Origin of the sequence: Nordella sp. HKS 07 (genome assembly GCF_011046735.1) — a bacterium.
Classification (GTDB): Bacteria; Pseudomonadota; Alphaproteobacteria; order Rhizobiales; family Aestuariivirgaceae; genus Taklimakanibacter.
Genome location: NZ_CP049258.1, coordinates 1,533,758 through 1,551,761 on the forward strand (window position 1 = coordinate 1,533,758; position 18,004 = coordinate 1,551,761).

Consider the following 18,004-nt stretch of genomic DNA (forward strand, 5'->3'; position numbering starts at 1 on the left):
CCCCTTGCGGGGAGGGGTTAGGGTGGGGGTTGGGCGGCGACAGACCGGAGCCTATTGCGCCCAGGCCTTCCACTTCGCCTCATTGGCGGCGATCCACGAGGCCGCGACCTCATCAAGCGACTTGCCATCGAGGTCGACCTCGCCGGAGAGCTTGTTCAGCTCCGCCGTGTCGATCTGATAGGCCTTGGCGACCTTGTAGGCGATCGGCCACTTATCCTTCATGCCGGCCCAGGAATATTTCCAGATCTCGCCATGCGGCTTGCCGCAATCATAGGCCTTGTCCGGATTGATGCCGGCCTTCGGGTCGGTGTAGCATTCCGGCGTATATTCCGGGAACGCCACCCACTCGCCCTCATATTTCGCGGGCGCCCAATGCGGTGAATAGATCCACAGCATGATCGGCGCCTTGCGCTGATAGGCGGAATCCAACTCGGCGAACATCGCCGCGTCGGTGCCGGCATGAACGACGGTGAAGGGCAGATCAAGCGCGACGACACGCTCGTCGTCGAAGCCTTCCCAGGTCACCGGTCCGCCGAGATAGCGGCCCTTGGGCGCCGTTTCCGGTGTCGAGAAGGCTTCCGCGCATTTCGGATCCTTCAGCGCTTCCCAATTGGGGAGCCCCGGGCATTTCTCCTTCATGTAAATCGGATACCACCATTCTTCTTTGGCCTTCGGCCCGAGCGTGCCGAGCCTCTCGGTCTGGCCCGTGGCGTCGGAGGCCTTCATCGCCTCGCCCGCCGTCGTGTCCCAGAATTCGACGCCGACCGTCAGGTCGCCATTGGTGAGACCGGTAGTGAGACTCGAAAGATAGTCCGCCGTCGGATATTCGACCGTGTAGCCGAGCTTTTCGAGAATGCCGCCAAGGATCTTGGCGTTGAGATTGACGCTGGTCCAGTCGAACAGCGCGATCTTGATCGGATCGTTCGACTCGACCGCCTGGGACGTCATCGGCGTCAACGCCGTCGCCGCCAGAACGGCAAGGCCAAGCACGGCACGTCTTACGCGCAATATGCTCATGGATGTGAATCCTCTTCCTGGCTCCCACAGAGCCTTCCCGAACGGACATTCCGATCGGGTTAAGGCTCGATCGTCTTAGTCCGGAGCGCTTCGCTTATCGCGCAGGTCGACCGACCTTTGCGGGAAGCGCTCTGGCGGACTTGATGTTTTGGTTTGGTCCGCAGCCGCGAATGTCACGGCACAAGCGCATTTGTGTCAATCCCAAACAGAGATTTTCGTGGCATTTTGTGGATTTGAGAGATTTATGTTGCCGATATTGACCGTTCCGTGATCAGATTGACGAAAATCGGTCAGTTGAGCTCATGAACCGTCTGTCCCGCCGCCATGCCGAGATTCGCCAGATGTTGCATGACCACATGTCGGCCTCGGTCAGCGACCTCGCGGAATGGTTGGGCGTCTCGGCCGAGACCATCCGCCGCGACCTGAGACTGATGGCCGAGCGCGGCGAGGTACTGAAGATGCACGGCGCCGCCGCCTTGCCCCATGCGGTGGGCGAAGCCCCCTTCGAGCGGCGCATGCGCGAGAACGCGCTCGGCAAGCGGGCGATCGCGCGCCGCGCCGCTCTCGCCATCGCCGACGGCGACAGCATCATGCTCGATACGGGCACCACGACCAGTTATCTCGCGCGCGAGCTCGTGCAGAAGCGAGGGCTCACTGTCGTCACCAACTCCTCCGACATCGCCCTCACGCTCTCCACCGTCAACGGCAACAAAGTGCATTTGGCGGGCGGCGAATTGCAGGGCGACAATGGCGCCGCCTTCGGCAACTCCGCCATCGCCTTCGTGCAGCGCTTCAATGTCCGCCATGCCATCATCACCGCGGGCGCGCTCGATTCCAGGACCGGCGTCAACGACTACATTCTCGCCGAGGCCGAATTCGCCGCGACCGTTCTCGCGCGCGGCGAGCGCCGGGTCGTCGTCACCGATCACAGCAAGTTCGGCAAGAGCGCTCTTGTCAATGTCTGCGGCTTCGCGGCGCTCGACTGCCTGGTGACCGACGCGAAGCCGCCGGCCGATCTCGCCCGCGCGCTCGCTGCGGCCAATGTCATGGTCGAGGTCGCCTCCCCTTGATGAGACGCCCTTTCGACTCTACAGAAATGGCGCGCAACGAAGGAAACGGGGCACGCCCATGAAAGTCGTCTATTCCGAGGATCACCGTCTGCATTTCCCGCAAGGCGAGCTCTATGGCGGCGAGTTCGTGACGCCTTTCGAGCGGCCCTCGCGTGTCGAATATATCCTGCGCGAATTGAAGCGCCGTAAGATGGACGACCTCATGGCGCCGGCCAAACTCGACATGAAGCCGGTGGCCAAGGTGCATGACAAAGGCTTTCTCGAGTTTCTCGCCAGCGCCTGGCGCGAATGGACGGAAGCCGGCTTCCGCGGCGAGATCATCCCGACCGGCTTCGCCGCGCGGGGAATGCGACAGAAGAAGCCCAATCATATCGACGGCAAGGTCGGCTATTACATCCTCTCGATGGAGACCTGCATCACCGCCGGTACCTGGGAGGCGGCCGTATCCTCCGCCGCCGTCGCCCAAACGGCGCAGAAGCTTGTCGCCGGCGGCGCCCGTTCCGCATTCGCTCTATGCCGTCCGCCCGGCCATCATGCCCATCATGACATGTATGGCGGCTACTGCTTCCTCAACAATGCGGCGATCGCCGCGCAGGGTTTTCGCGACCAGGGTGCTACGCGCGTCGCCATTCTCGATGTCGACTTCCATCACGGCAATGGCACGCAGGACATTTTCTATGCGCGGGACGACGTCCTCTTCTGCTCGCTGCATGGCCAGCCGGAAGACGCATTCCCCTATTTCCTCGGCTACAAGGATGAAAAGGGCACGGGCAAAGGTGAAGGGTTCAACATCAACTATCCAATGCCGCCGGGGGCAAAGTACGATGTGTGGGGCAAGGCGCTGAGCGCCGCGCTCGGCCAGATCAAGCGCTACAAGCCCGATGCTCTCGTCGTCTCATTGGGCGTCGACACCTTCAAGGACGACCCGATCAGCTTCTTTAAGCTCACTTCCGACGACTTCCGCACCTATGGCGCGGCGATCGCCAAGGCCAGGCTGCCGACCCTGTTCGTCATGGAAGGCGGCTATGCGGTGGAGGCCATCGGCATCAACACGGTGAATGTTCTGGATGGCTTCTTGAACGGATGAGGCGTCACCACCTTCCAGCTTCGCCCTTGGAAACCGCTCCCGACTGATCATGGGATTTGCTGCGACATATAACGCACAACTAACGTTCGGTCGGCGGCTTTGAGAGCCATTATAGACTGGAGAAAGACAAGCATTGCCTTGCAATTTTGCGCGGCGCTGAGCTGCAGCTGCGTCCCTTGATAGAATTCATCTTCACTGAGGCCCGCCGCCTGTGCGTCGGCAGAAAACGCCCCAAAGATATGCTCAATTTGCTGATCGATGATCTTGCCGCCTGCATATGTTCCTTGCGACCCTATAAGCTGTGCGGTCGCATCAAGATCTCGCTTCTGGAGGTCGGCCGGAAGGGCATTGAAATCAAACCCTCTGTGATTCCCTCTGAGATAGGCATCGCAAGCATCCGTACCGATTCTCGAGAATGCCTCCACTTCCTCCTTCATGACCTGATAGAAGTTCATCAGCGCCTCGTCTGAAGCGGATGGCATGCTCTTGTTCACCAGAGGCAGGATGATTTCCCATGTCTGCCCGCGCAGATCCGCAATCGTCTGTCCCTTCTCATAGCCCGCTTTGAAGATATCAATGATAGCGGCATACTCGGTCGGATGCCGAATGCTTAGCGCTCTGTATAGCTCGATGTTCTGCAGAGCCTCTTCGAATGTCGCCATGTCCTTCGACAATCCGGAAAGGGCGACATCCGATTCCGCAACATAGGCGGTGGCTAGGCCAGACTCGAACAATTCCTTGTGTGTCGGCATCCAGAACGACTCATGCGGAACAGACAATCCCCGATCGACGAAGCCGGCAGTCACGCCTCTTGAAATCAGGAACCTCCTGGTCTCCTCAGAAATGCTCTCCAGATCGACTGTCGACAGCCCCGGAAAATAGGGCTTGTGAAGCCCTAGAACAGCGCCTTTCGCAAGCCACCTCTCCTTGCCTGCGGCAAATACGTTGACGCAGGCGCTTGCGCAGGAATTGGACACATATGTGTTCAGCCCCCTCTGCAGGATATACGTCGAGAGTTTCTCAGCCTCGGCCAGCCGTCCGCCCTCGCTGTGCAGGTGGATGACCTTGATCGTCGGATGCTGTCCGAGAATGCTCTCGACATCCTGCGCGAGACCAAAATCCAAAGGCCCGGTTATTTCCAGCTCGGAATTATTTCGAAGGGGACGGATCACATACCGCTTTTCGTTAGCCTCCGCGAATATTTCGACATATCCTCCGATCTGGGGCAGCCCTTCTCTCACAAAAGTGGTGACTGTCGAAAGTACCGCCAGCGACGTGAGGAATTTCGCGATGCCGCCCCAATATTTCCTTGGATGCTGACTGGAATATCGTTCGGCCGACCGCCATATGCCGACGCTGAGCCAAAGCTGACCAATGAGCGTCATTGGCCAGAGGAAGATTATTATAGCGCTTATCAGGCGCGGGTAATTAGAGAATCCAACCGCACCGACAATGACGATGGGCACAGCAAGGAGGCCGGCGACGGCAAAGCTGTTCAGCCAATAGCTTTTGACGAGGGACAGCTGACCACGCCAGTGCCTGATTAAATAATTCGAGGGAGGACGTTTTGTTTCAGCGACTACGGACGTATCTTGTGGCGCCACCGTGAACTGGTCGATCGCGAAAATTTGCGCCCAGTCTTGCATCCCGTGTCGCCAGATCCAGTCGTCCGGCTTCAGCGTCCCTTGCGCCAGTGCGTCCTTGACGGCCGTAATGGCCAGCGGCCCCCTCTCCTGCCCGTTCACATGAACGAACCATGTAGGCACATCCACTTCACCAGAGCCCTGGGGAATGGGAGCTCTGTCTCCCCGCTTCGCCCGTAACAAGCCAAATATATCGAAGGCCATTACAAGTAGAGATGGCAACGCGTAAGCACGAAATCCCCATTCCCATTGAACGGGACCGCCATCCGCATGGCCGTAGGCGGAGCCGACCGCAGCTACAATGTAGGTCAGCAGATGAGCAACAACAAGGCGCGCAATACTCTGGGCTTTCCAGGCCCCTAATCCCCAGATGGCGAGTCTGGAGAGCAGTATTATTCCTAATACAGCGCCGAGTGTAAATGCCAGCCATCCCATGATCACCCCCTCTTTGACGCCACTCTAGGTCAAGTGAGGGTCCGCGGAAAAGGGCCGGACGAGACGGCGTATCGACCTCAAACGATCGATGCTCGCTCTGCGCAGGAGGTTAAGCTAGTGTGTTTTGCGTCTGAAATGCAACACTGGAGAGGCAGAGGCCTCACGCTGCGCGCGAATCCTCATGGCCGCCCCCAGATGGACGCCGCCGCTATGCGCCGGGATGACGGAAGTCGGATCCCTCTCCTTGAATGGCGCTAGAATGTGCGCTTTTGATAGGGCAGTCCTTCGCCCGCCTCACAATAGGCTTTGAGGCTATAGAGGAACATGGCCCAGTTATAGTTGCAGGACCGGAAGTATTCCGTCACCTCTCGCCAATTCATGTGCTTCAGAAGCACCGAGGTCTTGCCGTTCTCCTCCTTGAGATCGAAGCTGACATCGGTTCCTACCCATTCCGGCTCGGAATCGACGCAATGCCACACAAGCCGCTTGGCATTCTCCAACTCGATGACCTTCATCAGAGTGGGCTCCTCGTCGCCGAATCTGAACTCTGACAGCACCGAGCTTCGCTTCGACCGACAATGTCTTTGTCCAGATTTCGGCCAATCCCTCCTCTTGGGTGAGAGCAGCAAAGACCCGGGCAGCCGGAGCATTCACATATTGAACATGTTCGATATTGGCCATTTGAATAACTTCCATCAGGATCGACGCTCAAACCGCGCCTGAATCCTCGTAACCACTGACGATATGGACGACACCGGCGGGACTCGCGATCCAGTAGCCATCGAAATTCGCGGGCAGCTCCTCGATCGCGTCGCAACGAACCACATCCTTTTGCGCCAGATGCTGTGCTGCCGCCTTTGTGTCGTTCGTCCCGATATCGAGCCAGAGCTCGGCATGCGAGGCTTTCACGCAACGGTCGAGCCACAGGCGGATCGGGCCGTAATCGACTGCATGCGAGTTGTCCGATGTCTGCTTGACGTCGAGACCCAGCGTGTCGCGATAGAATGTGATCGTCGCCTCATACTGATGCGGCGGCAACTTCATCGCGATATTGCGCCCGCCGCGGAACTTGAGATCGGTACTGGTCAACGGATACTCCTTACTGTTTTGCCAAAGTTGCATAGTGCTTGAGCGCCGGCTGGAAGACCTCTGAGAAGGTCTTGACCGGTTCTCCGCCCAGCCGCGCGGCGAGATAGTGAAGATGCGAATCCCACCCTGCCCCGAAGCCCGGCATCTCATCGGCAGCGAGCTTGCGATGCGTGAGGACGAGGCGGACCTCGTCGCCTTCAGGCGATAGCTCGAAGCGCACGATCGAGGCAGGCTTCGCTTTCCCTGCCGGATCGAGCTCCGTCCAGTTGTAGGAGAGGAGCCGCGGCGGGTCGTAATCCTGGATGACGCCCTTGCAGGAGCTGTCGCCGCACTCGTCCTGGGCGCTGAAGGTGAAGGCGAGCGTGATCTCGCCGCCCGGCCGCCAGTCGCCCTTGGCGCCGGCGAGCCAGGTCTCGAGATATTCGGATTTCGTCAGATAGTTCCAGACCCGTTCGATGGGGCCGGGCAGCAGGCGTTCGAAGCGCACGGTGCTGTTGTCGAGGAAGACGCCATCATAACTCATTTCGGATTGTCCTTCTTAAGGGGATCGGGCTGGCGCAGCGCCTCTTCGAGCGCGTCGAGCCTGCCGCGCCAGAAGCGCCGGATCGTGTCGAGCCAGCCGTCGATCTCGCTCAGACCTTGCGGGTTGAGCGAATAGATGCGGCGCTGCCCGTCCACCCTGACCTGAACGAGGCGCGCTTCCTTGAGGGCTTTCAAATGCTGCGACACCGCCGGCGCCGTCATCTGGAAGTTCTCCGCCAGTGCGCCGGCGGAAAGCTCACGCTCGGCCAGGAGGCCGATGATGCGGCGGCGGGTGGGATCGGAAATGGCCGTGAAACTGTCCATGGCCAGACATTGTAGCATATACTTAAATAAATCAACTCTTAAATAAAGAATGCACCTTCCTCTCCCGAAGACTTCTTGTTTTTCAGAACTTTGGCCGCCCCTTCCTATCGGTGAACCAGCCGCCCGCAGCCCTTTCATAGGCGAGCGCCGCCTTGAACACGGTGGCGTCGTCGAAGGTGCGCCCGACGATCTGGATGCCGGTCGGGACCCCGCTACCGGCGAAGCCTGAAGGCACCGCCATCACCGGGCAGTTATGCAGCATGTTGAACTGATGCGTCATGACCCAACCATATTCGCCGTCGGCCTTGATGCCGTTGATGCGGAAGTCCGGATCCCACGGATCGTGATCGGCATGCACCGCCGGAAGATTGAGCGTCGGGCAGATGAAAACGTCATGCGCGTCGAGCACCGGTCCCAGCGTCTGATACATGCGATGCGCCTGCGCCCACGCCTTGTGGACATCGTCGATGCCGGTGAGCTTGTCGATCGCGTCGGCCGTCTTGAGCGCATAGTCGGTCATCAGATGGCCGTGCGTCTTCTTCCACCACACGGTCTGGCGGCCGAAATCCATCGCGTTGTACCAATGGAGCGCATTCATCTCGATATCGCCGGTCCAGCCGAGGCGCACCTCCTCCACCTCGGCGCCGAGCGCGCGGAACAAGCCGAGCGCCTTCAGCGTGTTCTTGCGCACATCGGGATCGACATTCACATAGTCGAAGTCGATTGAATGGGCGACCTTGAAGCCCTTGAGCGAATTTCCCCGCTCCGGCAGCGTGACTGTTTCGCGCAAGGAATCGTGGTCGAGCGGATGCGGGCCGGCGGTGATCGACTGCATCAGCGCCGCATCCGCAACGGCGCGTGTCATCGGCCCGCAATGGTTATAGCGGTCGAAGCAATTGGGGGCGCCGTCGGGATTGCGCCCATGCGGCGGCTTGAAGCCGACCGTGCCGCAGGCCGACGATGGGATCCGGATCGACCCGCCGATGTCGGTTCCGGTGGCGAGCGTGGTGAGGCCGGCCGCAAGCGCCGCACCCGAGCCGCCGGACGAGCCACCCGGCCCATAGTCGGTGTTGAAGGGATTATGCGTCGTACCCCAGGCGCGCGAATGGCACACCCCCGAGAGGCAGAATTCCGGCGTGGTGGTGCGCGCATGCACGATGGCGCCGGCCTCGGTCAGGCGCTCGATCATCGGGTCGGAATGATCGTCGATATTATCGATGAAGATGAGCGATCCATGCGTGGTGCGCTTGCCCTTGAGGCGCTGTGCGTCCTTGACCGCGAGCGTGATGCCCTCCAGCGGACGCGGCTTACCGTTGCGCTTGCCGTAAGCCGCCTCGGCCGCCTCGGCCTGCGTCAGCGCTTCGTCGAAATAGCGGTCGGTAAAGCAATTGATCGTCGGATGGATATCCTCGGCGCGCTCGATCTGCGCCTTGAGGAGCTCGACCGGCGACAGCTTGCGGGCGCGGAACAGCTTCAGGAGCTGCGCGGCAGGCAGATAGCAAAGATCGTCGTCGGTCATGGACAAGCCTCGGTCAAGCACGCTAGAGGCACCACACTAGCCCGGGATGCGAAAAAGTGGGTACCGGTTTTTCGCAAAGATCCCGCGCTGGCATATATGAGTCGATCACGTTTATGAGTTTGGATTGATTTCATTCGAAACTCATCGTGATCTGGTCCGACGTAGCGAAGGGAACAACGTCCATGGGTGACAGGCTGAAGGGTAAGACGGCGCTGGTGACATCGGCGGCGCAGGGCATCGGGCGGTCGACAGTGATCGCCATGGCGCGTGAAGGCGCCAAGGTCTATGCCACCGATATCCGCGACGACCTTCTGGCGGATCTCCCCAAGGAGGCGCCCGGGATCGAGGCCTTCGCCCTCGACGTGCTCAATCCCGAGGCAATCCGGAAGGCGGCCGAGCGCGCCCCCGATGTCGACGTCCTGTTCAACTGCTCGGGCTTCGTTCATCACGGCACGATTCTCGATTGTGACGAAAAGTCCTGGGACTTCTCCTTCGACCTCAACACCAAGGCGCACTACCGCATGATCAAGGCCTTCCTGCCGGCCATGCTGGCCAAGGGCAAGGGCACGATCGTCAACATGTCCTCGGTCGCCTCCTCGATAAAGGGCGTGCCGAACCGCTTCGTCTATGGCGCCACCAAGGCCGCCGTCATCGGCCTCACCAAGGCGCTCGCCGCCGATTTCGTCGGCAAGGGCATCAGATGCAATGCCATTTGCCCCGGCACCGTCGACACGCCTTCTCTCAATGAACGCATGCGCCAGCAGGGTGACTATGAGAAGGCGCGCCAGGCCTTCATCGCCCGCCAGCCCATGGGCCGCCTCGCCCAGCCCGAGGAGATCGCGGCTCTCGTCATCTATCTCGCCAGCGAGGAATCGGCCTTCATCACCGGTCAGACTTTCGTCATCGATGGCGGCTGGTCCGGTTGAGATATCCGATCGCCACAACCCTGTTGGCAAGGCGTCGCAATCCTCATAGGATCAAGGGCGACGAGAACAGAAAAAGCGTCATCAGGGGAGTTGTGATTGGGTATAGCCGGTTCTGGGGAGCGGCGCAGCGCCATTGAGGCGATCGGCGTCAGCAAGATTTTCGGCGGCGGTGACGATGCGGTAAAAGCGCTCGACGATGTCGATGTCACCATCCGCGAGAATGAATTTTTCACGCTACTCGGGCCTTCCGGCTGCGGCAAGACCACTCTCCTCCGGCTGATTGCCGGCTTCGATTTCCCGACCGAGGGTGAGATCCGCCTTTACGGTGACGATATCGCGCCGCTGCCGCCCTTCAAGCGGCCGGTCAACACCGTTTTCCAGAATTACGCTCTCTTCCCGCATATGACCGTCGCCCAGAATATCGGCTTCGGCCTCGAAATGCTGGGCAAGCCGCGCCCCGAGATCGATGCCCGCGTCAGCGAGATGCTGAAGCTGGTGCGCATGGAGGAACTGCGCAACCGCCGCACCAGCCAGATCTCCGGCGGCCAGCAGCAGCGCGTGGCGCTCGCCCGCGCTTTGGCGCCCAGGCCCAAGGTGCTGCTCCTCGACGAGCCGCTTTCGGCGCTCGATTTCAAATTGCGCAAGGACATGCAGATCGAGCTCAAGCGTCTGCAGCACGAGACCGGCATCACCTTCATCTTCGTCACCCACGACCAGGAAGAAGCCCTCACCATGTCGGACCGCATCGCCGTCATGTCCAAGGGCCGCATCCTGCAGATCGGCTCGCCACGCGACATCTATGACCGCCCGGCCGAGCGTTTCGTCGCCAATTTCATCGGCGACACGAACTTCCTCGAGGGCACGGTGAAGACGGTGGGCCCTGGCAAGGCGCGCATTGTGCTTGATGCGGGGTCCGAGGTCGATGCCGGAATATCCGAGGGTTTCACGCCCGAAGGCAATGTCACCATCGTGGTGCGCCCCGAACATGCCGCCATCCACGCCAAGCCCGACAAAGGCGCGCTCAAGGGCACGCTGGAGAACATTGTCTATTTCGGTACCGACACGCATTTTCACGTCAAGCTCGCTTCGGGACCGCATTTCATCGTGCGCCAGCAGAACCGGCACGGAGCGAGCGAGGACTTCAGGACCGGCATGCCGGTCGGCATCGAGATCGGCGAGAATGCGGCGCAAGTGCTGAAGGACTGATCATGGCCGTGGAAAATTCGCCTCTTCCCACCCGCGCCGCCCAGGTCGCCGCCGAGGCCGACAGGCGCGAAATCCGCGGTCGCTGGCTCCTCGCCTCTCCTGCCCTCCTGATCATCCTCTTCGCCGCCATCGGCCCGCTTTTCATCGTCCTCGTCTACTCCTTCCTCACCCCCGGCGATTATGGCGGCGTGGTCTGGAAGCCCTCCGGCCAGGCCTGGTTCCAGGTGCTGTTCGAGAAGGACATATTCGACGACACGACGACTTTCGCCGACGCTCATCTCTCGATCCTTTGGCGTTCGGTGAAGCTGTCCTTGCTGACCACGCTGGCGGCGCTGGCCTTCGGTTTCCCCACCGCCTATTTCATCGCCACGCGTCCCGAGAAGAGCCGCGACATCTGGCTCTTCCTCATCACCATCCCCTTCTGGACCAATCTGCTCATCCGCACCTTCGCGGTGCAGGAGGTCATCCGCAATGAAGGCATCCTCAACACGGCGCTGATCAAGCTCGGCATCATCTCAAGCCCGATCCAGATCATGTTCACCGATGTCGCCATCATGCTTGGCATGCTCTATGTCTATCTGCCGCTGATGGTGCTGCCGCTCTATGCCAGCATGGAGAAGCTCGACTTCCGCCTGGTCGAGGCGGGCTACGACCTCTACGCCAACCGTTTCCAGGTGCTGCGCCGCGTCATCATCCCGCTCGTGAAGCCCGGCATCATCGCCGGTTCCATCCTGGTCTTCATCCCCTCACTCGGCGCCTATGTGACGCCGCGGGTGCTGGGCGGCGGCAAGAACATGATGCTCGGCAATCTCATCGAGCTGCAGTTCGGCCAGGGCCGCAACTGGCCTTTGGGCGCCGCGCTCTCCATCACCTTGATGGCCATCGTGATGGTGGCGCTCATGGTCTATGTGCGTTATGCCGGCCGCTCGGAGACGCGCCATGGCTGACGCATCGCTCCGCAATGCACGATCCGTTCCCGGACCGGCAGGTGCGCGCAAAGGCGCCACCTTCTCCGTCAGGCGGCAGACCGGTTTCGGCGGGATCGCGCTCTTCTGCTTCGTGCTGCTCTATCTCCCGATCGCCACGCTCGTCGTCTATTCCTTCAATGCCGGCAATTCGCTCGCCATCTGGGAAGGCTTTTCCTGGCGCTGGTATGTCGCGGCCTGGAACAATCAGCAGATCGTCGAGACCTCGATCCGCTCCTTCGTGATCGCGAGTTTCGCCGCTGTCGTCTCGACCACGGTGGCCACCATGGCGGCGCTCGCCACCACCCGCACCAGACCCTATCGAGGGTTGAATTTCATCTATGGCTTCATCAACCAGCCGCTGATGGTGCCGGAGATCGTGACCGGCATCGCGCTCCTGATCTTCTTCGCCATGGTCAAGGTCTGGACCGGTTACACCGGCCTTGGATACCTCATCGCCGCCCATACGGCCTTCTGCATTCCCTTTGCCTATCTGCCCATCCGCGCCCGCCTCGAGAACATGGACCTGACGCTGGAGCGCGCCGCCGCCGATCTCTATGCCACGCCCTGGATGACCTTCCGGAAGGTGACCCTGCCGCTGCTGTGGCCGGGCATCATCGCCGGCCTGATGCTCGCTTTTGTCGTGTCGCTCGACGACGTCGTCATCACCGAGCTCGTCAAATCCGGCGGCCAGGATACGCTGCCCACCTACATGCTGGGACAGCTGCGCCGCGTGGTGACGCCCGAGATCAACGCCATATCGAGCGTGTTCCTGCTCATCTCCGTCGTCATCGTGACGCTGTTCTTCTTCCTCAATCGCAAGCGGACTTGACGCACCGGACCAAAAGGCGTCACGTGACGCCTTGAAATACGATGTATTCAAGGAAAGGAAAATCATGAAGCATGGAGCAGTCATAACAGGCTTGACCATCCTGTTGACGGCGGGCCCGGCATTTGCCGAAGGCCAACTCAACATCTATAACTGGGGCAACTATACAAGCCCCGAGCTGATCAAGAAGTTCGAAGACACCTACAAGGTCAAGGTGACGGTTACCGATTTCGACTCGAACGACACCGCTCTCGCCAAGCTCAAGGCCGGCGGCCATGGCTTCGACATCGTCGTGCCCTCCAATTCGCATGTCCCGATCTTCATCCACGAAGGCGTCCTGCTCGAATCGCGCCCCGACCAGATGGAGAACTTCAAGAATGTCGACGATCGCTGGGTGAATGTCGAATGGGACAAGGGCCGCCACTACACGGTGCCCTGGGCCTGGGGCTCTACCGGCGTCATCGTAAACACCAAGGTCTATAGTGGCGACCCCAATACCTGGAAGATCATCTTCGACCCGCCCGAGGAGCTGAAGGGCAAGATCAACGTGCTGCCCGAGATGCTCGATACGCTGGGCGCCGCGATCAAATACAATGGCGGCGAGCTCTGCACGGACGACAAGGAGATCCTCAAGAAGGCGCATGCGACGCTCGTCGCCGCCAAGCCCAACTGGTTGTCCATGGACTACAGCAACGTCGAAAAATACGTGAAGGAGGACTTCGCCGCCGGCGTCAATTACAGCGGCGCCGCCTTCCGCGCCCGCCTGCAGAACGACAAGCTCGTCTATGGCTATCCGAAGGAAGGCTATTCCCTCTGGATGGACAGCGCGGCCATCATCAAGGACGCCAAGAACGTCGATAACGCCAAGCTGTTTCTGAACTTCATCATGGCTCCGGAGAACGCCGGGCTCATCTCGAGCTTCACGCGTTATGCCAACGGCATCAAGGGCTCGGAAGCGTTCATGCCCGAAGACATGAAGACGGCGCCGGAAGTGGTGATTCCGGCGGACTTGCAGGGGCCCGGGAAATTCGACCCCGTCTGCTCCGCGGAAGTGCAGGCGCTCTACACCCGCATCTGGACGGACATCACCAAATAAGCGCAGACTGAACGGGCCCCGGCGTCAAAACCGGGGCCTAAATTATAACGACGTTAGGGAGAAGCTTGAATGACGATGAAACTGAAATGGGCGGGACTTGGCCTCGCCATGACCGCCTTTGCCGCGAGTCCCGCCTTGGCCGAGGGCGAGCTCAATATCTACAATTGGGGCAACTACACCAATCCCGATCTCATCAAGAAGTTCGAGGAGACCTACAAGGTCAAGGTCACCGTGACCGATTATGATTCGAACGACACGGCGCTCGCCAAGGTCCGCGCCGGCGGCCACGGCTTCGACATCGTCGTGCCGTCGGCGAATTTCGTGCCTGTGTGGGTCAAGGAGGGGCTCCTCCTCGAGACGCGACCCGACCAGATGGAGAATTTCAAGAATGTCGACGATCGCTGGGTGAATGTCGAATGGGACAAGGGCCGCCACTATACTGTGCCGTGGCAGTGGGGCTCGACCGGCGTCATCGTCGACACCTCCCTCTATAAGGGCGACATCAACACGTCCGGCATCATCTTCAACCCGCCGGACGAGCTCAAGGGCAAGATCAATGTGGCCCCTGAGATGAACGACGTCATGGCGGCGGTCATCTGGTATCTGGGTGGCGAATGGTGCACCGCTGACAAGGGGCTCCTCAAGAAGGCGCGCGACACGCTGATCGAGGCCAAGAAGAGCTGGATATCCATGGACTATGGCGTGATCGACAAATTCGCCAGCCGCGATTTTGGTGCCGCCTATTACTGGAACGGCGCCGCCTTGCGTTCCAGAATGAAGAACAAGGATGTCCGCTTCGGCTATCCGAAGGAAGGCTATCCTCTGTTCATGGACAGCGTCGCCGTGCTGAAGGACGCCAAGAATGTCGAGAACGCCAAGCTGTTCCAGAACTTCATCATGGATCCACAGAATGCCGCGCTGATCTCCGCCTTCGCCAAATATGCGAACGGCATCAAGGGATCGGAGCAGTTCCTGCCGGAAGAGATGAAGGGCGCGCCGGAAGTCGAGATTCCGGCCGAATTCGTGGACAAGGGCCACTTCTTCAAGCTCTGCGAGCCGGAAGTGACGGCACTCTATTCGAAGATCTGGACCGAGCTGCTCAAGTAGTCCGCCCTTCGCCTCTCCCGTCCACGGGCCGGGAGAGGCACCCGACGTCTGGACGGAACTGACGAAATAGTGTGTAACGTCTCCCGGCGGAAATCGGCCGGGAGTCCTTTCTCAAATCATGACATCCTATAAGAATTCAGAGCCGCGCCCGCCGATCATGCGCGAAAGCCCGCCCAAATTGCGCGTGCCTTTTGCCGACTGGGACCGCCCGCCCTGGAACCGCTGGTCGTTCCAGCATGTGCGCGAATTGCTGCCGACGGCGGAAGTCTGGCGCGGCAACGGCCCGCCATCGAGCCTGCCGCAAGTGCCGCACGATCTGAGCGGCATCGAATTCTCCGGCGCCGACGGCGTCGGTCGCACAGTCGAGTCGTTTCTCGATGAGAGCTACACCGACGGCTTCCTGGTCCTGCACAAGGGCCGCATCCTCACCGAGCGCTATTTCAACGGCATGGGCGAGCGCAGCCTGCATCTTTCCCAGTCCATGGCGAAATCGGTGACGGCCGCCGCCGCCGGCTGCCTGGTGGCGCAAGGCCTTCTCGATCCGGATGCGCTCATCACTTATTATCTGCCCGAGCTCGAAGGGACGGCCTATCGCGGCGCCAGGCTCCGGCACGTCCTCGACATGACGTCGGGCGTGCGCTTCTCGGAGGATTACACCGATCCGCATTCCGACATAGGCCGCAGCGATGTGGCCTCGGGCTGGAAGCCCGCCCCTGCCGGAGCTGACGGCTTTCCCGAGCATATGTGGGAGCTCATCCTCTCCCTCACGGCGCTCGAGCGCCCGCATGGCGAGCTTTTTGTCTACCGTTCGATTGAAACCGACGTGCTCGCCTTCTGCATGGAGCGCGCCAGCGGCAAACGTCTGCCGCAACTCGTCTCCGAGCTCTTGTGGCAGCCGATGGGGGCGGATGAGAGCGCCTGCTTCACGCTCGACAGGGCCGGCTATGCGCTCGCCGATGGCGGGCTCAATGCCACCTTGCGCGACTATGCCCGCTTCGGCGCGCTCTATCTGCAGGACGGATATTTCAACGGCAGGCAGATCGTGCCGGCCGGCTGGGTGCTGGAGACCCGGATCGGCGATGCGCGCTTGTTCGGCGAGCCTTATACGCTCACCACGCCCAACGGCGCCTATCGCAACCAGTTCTGGATCGAGGATGTGTCGCGCCCGGCGATCATGTGCCGGGGCGTCTTCGGGCAGCTCATCTATATCGACCCGGCCCGCGATCTCGTTGTCGTCAAATTGTCGAGCTGGCCTGACTTCCTCAATATCGAGCTCGGCGTCAACACCTTGCGCATGATCCACGCGCTGGCCAATGAGCTCGTTTGAGAAGAATTGAACGCCGCGGGATCAACTCATTCAGATCACTGCAGAACGGCGACCTGCACCTTGGCGACGCCGGTATCGTGCAGGCCCACGGCCATGGCCGCGCCATAGGCGAGATCGATGATGCGCCCACGAACGAACGGGCCGCGGTCATTGATGCGCACAATGACCGAGCGGCCGTTGCGCAGATTGGTGACGCGCACCTTGGTGCCGAATTTCAGCGAGCGGTGCGCCGCGGTGAAGCCGTTTGGATTGAATTTCTCGCCATTCGCGGTCTTGCGGCCTGTTTTGTAGTAGGAAGCCATGCCCACTTGTGCCTGGGCGATATCTGCGGATGAAATGAGGACAGGCGTTGCAAAAGCGCAAAAGATCAGCGCAGCGAGAAATCGCTTCATCACATTCCCCTCGATTTTATACGGAACCCAAAGACCAGAAATGTCTCTGGACTGATTCAACTTGAAAACAGGTCCCCTGACGGTTCCCCGCGAGTGAAGAGCGGAATGCCGTGAATAGTGTTCCCTCACATCCCGTAGAATGTGGCGTAGGGGGCGTATAAGGCGAGAATGTGACCGCTATGACGCTAGGTCAGCCATCCCATCCAGGGGAATATTCGGTGTCTTGCCTGCAACAAGATCCGCCGTGATGCGCGCCGCGCCATGGCTCATCGTCCAGCCCATATGGCCCTGGCCGGTGTTGAACCACAGATTCTTGTAGCGGCCGCGCCCCAGGATCGGCGTTCCCTCCGGCGTCATCGGCCGCAGTCCCGCCCAATGCTCCGCCTGCTGCCAATCGGCGCCATTGGGAAAGAGCTCGCGCATCACCGCAAGCATGGTGCGGAAATCCTCCGGCCGGTGACTGCGGTTGTAGCATGAGAACTCCGCGGTCGCGGTGGCGCGCACGCGATCGCCATAGGGCGCATAGGCGACGAGATTTTCCTCGTCGATGCCGCCGATGGCCGGCGGATTGTTCCGACCCGCTACGGGCGCTGTGATCGAATAGCCCTTCACCGGATAGATCGGCAGGTCGGCGCCGAGCTCGCGCGCCAATTGCGGGGAATAGACGCCGAGCGACAGCACGACGATGTCGGCCGTCTCGCGGCCTTTGTCGGTGACAACAGCGTTGATCCGGTCACCATCTTTGTCGAAACCTTTGACCGTTGTCCCGAATTTGAATTTCACGCCCTGCCCCTCGAGCCACGTCGCCATGTTGCGCGCGAAGAGGCGGCAGTCTCCGCTCTCGTCATAGGGCGCATAGAGGGCGCCGGCGAACTTGTCCTTGACCTCGCCGAGCGCCGCGTCCTTCGCCGCGATTTTGTCGCGGCCGATCACTTCGATGACACAGCCCTGCCGGCGCAGGATCTCGGCTTTCGCCGCCGCCCCGTCGAGCCCCTTCTGGCTGCGATAGAGATAGAGAAGCCCGTCCTTGCGCCCGTCATAGGCGATCCTGGCGCGCGCCAGCGTCTCGTGGAACACATCGAGCGAATAGGCGCAGAGCCGCGCTTTGCGCGCGGTATTGAGCGCCGCCTTCTCGGCCGTGCATTGCTGCCAGAATTTCCACATCCAGCGCCAGAATTGCGGATCGGGAGTGGGCCGGAAGCGCAAAGCCTGGTCATTGCGCCAGAGCGACCGCAGCAGGATGCCGGGGGCCGCGGGCGACGACCAGGCATAGGCGTGGCTCGGCGCGAACAGCCCGGCATTGCCATAGGAGGTGAAGGCCGCCGGCAGCGCCTCGCGGTCGATGACCGTGACCTCATGCCCGTCGCGGTTCAATTCATAGGCCGTCGTCACCCCGACAATGCCTGCCCCCAGAACCAGTGCTTTCATGACCGCCCGCTTTTCCTGACCC

At 60.7% G+C, this 18,004-nt stretch carries 18 protein-coding genes; 9 read left to right on the top strand and 9 right to left on the bottom strand.

The features are described from left to right. Positions 1-51: 51 nt before the first annotated feature. Entirely contained in the window at positions 52-1,017 is a 966-nt protein-coding gene (locus G5V57_RS07225; RefSeq protein ID WP_165166871.1) for an ABC transporter substrate-binding protein, read from the bottom strand. Between the two features lie 302 nt (positions 1,018-1,319). Here G5V57_RS07225 and G5V57_RS07230 point away from each other — a divergent pair, with 302 nt between their 5' ends. Both G5V57_RS07230 and G5V57_RS07235 read left to right on the top strand, forming a co-directional pair. Then, positions 1,320-2,087 (top strand): DeoR/GlpR family DNA-binding transcription regulator, encoded by a 768-nt coding sequence (locus G5V57_RS07230; protein ID WP_165166872.1) that lies wholly within the window; start codon positions 1,320-1,322, stop codon positions 2,085-2,087. A 58-nt stretch (positions 2,088-2,145) separates the two neighbouring features. Next, the gene (locus G5V57_RS07235) at positions 2,146-3,174 is read left to right on the top strand and encodes a histone deacetylase family protein (RefSeq protein WP_165166873.1); all 1,029 of its coding nucleotides are present in this window, start codon (positions 2,146-2,148) and stop codon (positions 3,172-3,174) included. A 47-nt stretch (positions 3,175-3,221) separates the two neighbouring features. Here the strand turns inward: G5V57_RS07235 and G5V57_RS07240 are convergent, their stop codons facing one another. The 6 genes from G5V57_RS07240 to G5V57_RS07265 all read right to left on the bottom strand — a co-directional run bounded on the left by G5V57_RS07240 (position 3,222) and on the right by G5V57_RS07265 (position 8,706). Continuing rightward, positions 3,222-5,252, bottom strand: coding sequence for a GYF domain-containing protein (locus tag G5V57_RS07240; protein ID WP_165166874.1), 2,031 nt, complete (start codon positions 5,250-5,252; stop codon positions 3,222-3,224). 254 nt (positions 5,253-5,506) lie between these two features. Then, entirely contained in the window at positions 5,507-5,902 is a 396-nt protein-coding gene (locus G5V57_RS33950; protein ID WP_256378643.1) for an SRPBCC domain-containing protein, read from the bottom strand. Between the two features lie 58 nt (positions 5,903-5,960). Next, positions 5,961-6,341 (bottom strand): VOC family protein, encoded by a 381-nt coding sequence (locus G5V57_RS07250; RefSeq protein WP_371744749.1) that lies wholly within the window; start codon positions 6,339-6,341, stop codon positions 5,961-5,963. 10 nt (positions 6,342-6,351) lie between these two features. After that, complete coding sequence (locus G5V57_RS07255) at positions 6,352-6,864, bottom strand: SRPBCC family protein (RefSeq protein ID WP_165166876.1); 513 nt, start codon at positions 6,862-6,864, stop codon at positions 6,352-6,354. Further along, positions 6,861-7,187, bottom strand: coding sequence for a helix-turn-helix transcriptional regulator (locus G5V57_RS07260; protein ID WP_165166877.1), 327 nt, complete (start codon positions 7,185-7,187; stop codon positions 6,861-6,863). Before G5V57_RS07260 ends, G5V57_RS07255 begins: the two co-directional genes overlap by 4 nt. A gap of 82 nt (positions 7,188-7,269) precedes the next feature. Continuing rightward, complete coding sequence (locus G5V57_RS07265; protein WP_165166878.1) at positions 7,270-8,706, bottom strand: amidase; 1,437 nt, start codon at positions 8,704-8,706, stop codon at positions 7,270-7,272. Positions 8,707-8,888: 182 nt separating this feature from the next. Here G5V57_RS07265 and G5V57_RS07270 point away from each other — a divergent pair, with 182 nt between their 5' ends. The 7 genes from G5V57_RS07270 to G5V57_RS07300 all read left to right on the top strand — a co-directional run bounded on the left by G5V57_RS07270 (position 8,889) and on the right by G5V57_RS07300 (position 16,162). Continuing rightward, entirely contained in the window at positions 8,889-9,632 is a 744-nt protein-coding gene (locus G5V57_RS07270; protein ID WP_165166879.1) for an SDR family oxidoreductase, read from the top strand. Positions 9,633-9,728: 96 nt separating this feature from the next. After that, a complete protein-coding gene (locus G5V57_RS07275) occupies positions 9,729-10,838 on the top strand; it encodes an ABC transporter ATP-binding protein (protein ID WP_246737564.1) in 1,110 nt (369 codons plus the stop codon). Positions 10,839-10,840: 2 nt separating this feature from the next. Continuing rightward, positions 10,841-11,785 (top strand): ABC transporter permease, encoded by a 945-nt coding sequence (locus G5V57_RS07280; RefSeq protein ID WP_165166880.1) that lies wholly within the window; start codon positions 10,841-10,843, stop codon positions 11,783-11,785. Beyond that, positions 11,778-12,635 carry an ABC transporter permease gene (locus tag G5V57_RS07285; protein ID WP_206530222.1) on the top strand — a complete coding sequence of 286 codons (858 nt, stop codon included), beginning with the start codon at positions 11,778-11,780 and terminating at the stop codon, positions 12,633-12,635. The genes G5V57_RS07280 and G5V57_RS07285 overlap by 8 nt, the downstream gene beginning before the upstream one ends. 64 nt (positions 12,636-12,699) lie before the next feature. Continuing rightward, positions 12,700-13,728: an extracellular solute-binding protein gene (locus G5V57_RS07290; RefSeq protein ID WP_165166882.1), complete on the top strand. Its 1,029-nt coding sequence runs from the start codon at positions 12,700-12,702 to the stop codon at positions 13,726-13,728. Between the two features lie 69 nt (positions 13,729-13,797). After that, on the top strand, positions 13,798-14,835 hold the full coding sequence (locus G5V57_RS07295) for an extracellular solute-binding protein (protein ID WP_371744750.1): 1,038 nt from the start codon (positions 13,798-13,800) through the stop codon (positions 14,833-14,835). Between the two features lie 118 nt (positions 14,836-14,953). After that, positions 14,954-16,162, top strand: coding sequence for a serine hydrolase (locus tag G5V57_RS07300; RefSeq protein ID WP_165166883.1), 1,209 nt, complete (start codon positions 14,954-14,956; stop codon positions 16,160-16,162). A 35-nt stretch (positions 16,163-16,197) separates the two neighbouring features. On the opposite strand, the gene G5V57_RS07305 is transcribed toward G5V57_RS07300, so the two are convergent. Next, positions 16,198-16,554, bottom strand: coding sequence for a septal ring lytic transglycosylase RlpA family protein (locus G5V57_RS07305; protein WP_165166884.1), 357 nt, complete (start codon positions 16,552-16,554; stop codon positions 16,198-16,200). Between the two features lie 177 nt (positions 16,555-16,731). Beyond that, positions 16,732-17,982: a D-amino acid dehydrogenase gene (locus G5V57_RS07310; protein WP_165166885.1), complete on the bottom strand. Its 1,251-nt coding sequence runs from the start codon at positions 17,980-17,982 to the stop codon at positions 16,732-16,734. Between the last annotated feature and the right edge of the window lie 22 nt (positions 17,983-18,004).